General features: G+C 39.8%; 3 protein-coding genes. All 3 read right to left on the reverse strand.

Annotated elements, in window-relative coordinates:
* Positions 1-167 precede the first annotated feature (167 nt).
* The 3 genes from ACFIQE_RS09385 to ACFIQE_RS09395 are packed head-to-tail and all read right to left on the reverse strand — an operon-like array spanning position 168 to position 2,195.
* Positions 168-926 (reverse strand): hypothetical protein, encoded by a 759-nt coding sequence (locus ACFIQE_RS09385; protein WP_375637283.1) that lies wholly within the window; start codon positions 924-926, stop codon positions 168-170.
* Positions 927-945: 19 nt separating this feature from the next.
* The gene (locus ACFIQE_RS09390) at positions 946-1,857 is read right to left on the reverse strand and encodes a hypothetical protein (RefSeq protein ID WP_375707611.1); all 912 of its coding nucleotides are present in this window, start codon (positions 1,855-1,857) and stop codon (positions 946-948) included.
* Between the two features lie 11 nt (positions 1,858-1,868).
* Positions 1,869-2,195, reverse strand: coding sequence for a dATP/dGTP diphosphohydrolase domain-containing protein (locus ACFIQE_RS09395; protein WP_375654754.1), 327 nt, complete (start codon positions 2,193-2,195; stop codon positions 1,869-1,871).
* Positions 2,196-2,916 lie beyond the last annotated feature (721 nt).

Below are 2,916 nucleotides of genomic sequence, written 5' to 3' on the forward strand. Positions count from 1 at the left end.
AGCCATTGTTTAAAACGCAAGTAACGCATTCCACCGCCTTCAAAACGGCGCGATTGAAAATTCACGGTACCACTGAACATGTCACCACTTGCACCACGTATCGCCCACCCTGTTTTGGTACCTAGATCAAAACAAAGAATTGTATTATTCATCACGTTTATGAAGCTCTAAAGCCATATTCCGCACTCCCAATAATAACGGAGTCGCTCCCATATTCTACGGTGCCAAGGTAGAGATGCCATGTATTGTTGTGGTGTTAACATAGACAATTTATAAGTCGTATTGGAAATGTAATTAAAGTTTGGAACTAGGTGATCACCACGTAATCTGCCGCCACCAAAAACAGCCCCTAAACCACTAATCCAACAATTACCTTCGTGACTGAGGTTCTCTTCACTCTCTACCCAGCCACCTAAATCACCTTTCTTTACTTTGCCAAAGCTTCTCAATGCTCGTATTCGGTGTAACTTGAAAGGACCGAGATCAACTGTATCGTCTGTAAGTTCGTATTTCTTTTTACTACTATTAACTAAATCACAACCACTAATAAAACCTGTATCAATCCATGCATCACCACACACACGGGCATTTTCACAAATTATTGCTGTACCGTATACATGTGCATTACCAAAAACTTTAGCATCAAAATAAACAATGGCATTGCCATAAACATGAGCGTTATCATAAACGTTGGCATTACCAAAAACCTTGGCTCGACCGTAAACCCTAGCACTACCATAAACCTTTGCATCGTCCCCAACCCAACAGTCTCCCTCATGACTTAAATTGCTTTCATTTTCAATAAAGCCACCTAAGTCACCTGCGTACACATCTCTAAAATTTCTTAAAGCACGTATACGGTGAAGCGTAACTCCATTAACTTCGATTGTTTCATCAGTAGATTCATACTTCTTTTTAAGTATCATATCTTCCACCTCTATCTTCTCACTTACTTTTCTTCTTACTCTTCTTATTCTTATGAGGCGGCGCTTTTACTGCTTCATCACGCTGTTTAAGCTCTTGTGTTAGTCTTTGAATTTTCTCGTCACGTTCTTTAATCTCTTGCTTCAGTTGTTTAATTTCCTCGTCGTCACATTCTTCCATCTTTTGTTTCAGTTCTTCAATTTCCGTATCACGTGATTGAACATCTGCTTTTAGTGCCTGTATCTTTTCACTTTTCCGTTTAAACTCTTCTCGGTACGCATCTATCTTTTGCTTCAATTCTTTAATTTCCTCCTCACGTTCTTTAATCTCTTGCTTCAGTTCATCAATTTCCTCGTCGTCACATTCTTCCATCTTTTGTTTCAGTTCTTCAATTTCCGTATCACGTGATTGAACATCTGCTTTTAGTGCCTGTATCTTTTCACTTTTCCGTTTAAACTCTTCTCGGTACGCATCTATCTTTTGCTTCAATTCTTTAATTTCCTCCTCACGTTCTTTAATCTCTTGCTTCAGTTCATCAATTTCCTCGTCGTCATGTTCTTCTATCTTTTGTTTCAATTCTTTAATTTCCGTATCACGTGATTGAACATCTGCTTTTAGTGCCTGTATCTTTTCACTTTTCCGTGTAAAATCTTCTCGATACGCATCTATCTTTTGTTTTAGTTCTTCAATCTCTTGCTTCAGTTGTTTAATTTCCTTGTCACGTTCTTCAAGATCCGCATCACATTCATCAATTGTCTGCTTGCTTTCCTTTAAATACCTAAACTCATTCTCTTTCATTTTTTTCTTAATATCTTGAACCTGCTCTTTAAGTGCTTTAACTTGATCGCGATAATGCAATGCAATACGAAACATCACTCCGCTTAAAAGCAAAACTGAAACCACTGCTATCCATAAAATTTCATTCGAACTCATCTTTATCTCCTTTAATTTTTATGAGGGCGGTCATCATGACCAATCTGTTGTGCTTCGCATTCCATTAAAAAAAGAATGCAACAAGCCGCATGTGCCAAGTGTGATAAATCACTCTCAGCATCCTTATGCTCTCCACCAAACCATGCTAATAAATGACGTAAAGCAGCACCGTGAAACCTGCTCCAGTGCATGCCATTACGCCAATTGTTTGCTCCGTACTTCTTTGCCCCAAACTCTAAAACTTTACCAATTTCAAGCAGTGCCAACGGCGGTATAAGCTCTACACGAGGCTTACCATCATCATTCTTATGCGCTTCATTTGCATTATGTGAACACATATAAACTCTGTCGCCACCATATTCTTCAGTGCCGCAAACATATGCATTTCCATAAATCTTGGACTTACCATAAACCACGGCATGACCGAACACCTTAGCAGCATCACAAACCTTGGCATAACCACAAACCTTGGCGTTGCCATAAACCTTGGCGTTGCCATAAACATGGATATTATCGTAAACGTAAGCATTACCAAAAACCGCAGCTTCATCACAAACCTTGGCATTGCCAAATACATGCGCATTACCACAAACCTTGGCGTTGCCATAAATCGCAGCTGCTAAAAGAACATTGGCATTCTCATAAACACGGGCATTGTCATAAACATGAGAAAAACCAAGAACCTTGGCATTGCCAAAAACACGTGCATCACCATAAACCCATGCCCTATTCCCAACCCAACAATCACCTTCATAACTTAGGTTGTCTTCTTTCTCTATATAGCCTCCTAAATCACCTGCTTTAACATCACCAAAGTCTCTCAGTGCACGAATGCGGTGAAGTGTTCTGCCATCAAACTCAATTGTTTCATCAGTAAGTTCGTATTTCTTTTCTACAGCCATCATCACCTCCTTAAGGCTGCAAAGTCTCACGCGCGCTATTAACGCCGGAACTTTTTGCAAATGTAGTCATTGGGGGGTGTTGCTCTTGCATTAATCTCTGCAAGCGCTCGGGATAAAAAAAATCTTCTGGACGCAAATCTATCCCATGATCACGTGC

The organism is Bartonella sp. AA1HLJMS (assembly GCF_042197445.1).
Taxonomy (GTDB): Bacteria; Pseudomonadota; Alphaproteobacteria; order Rhizobiales; family Rhizobiaceae; genus Bartonella.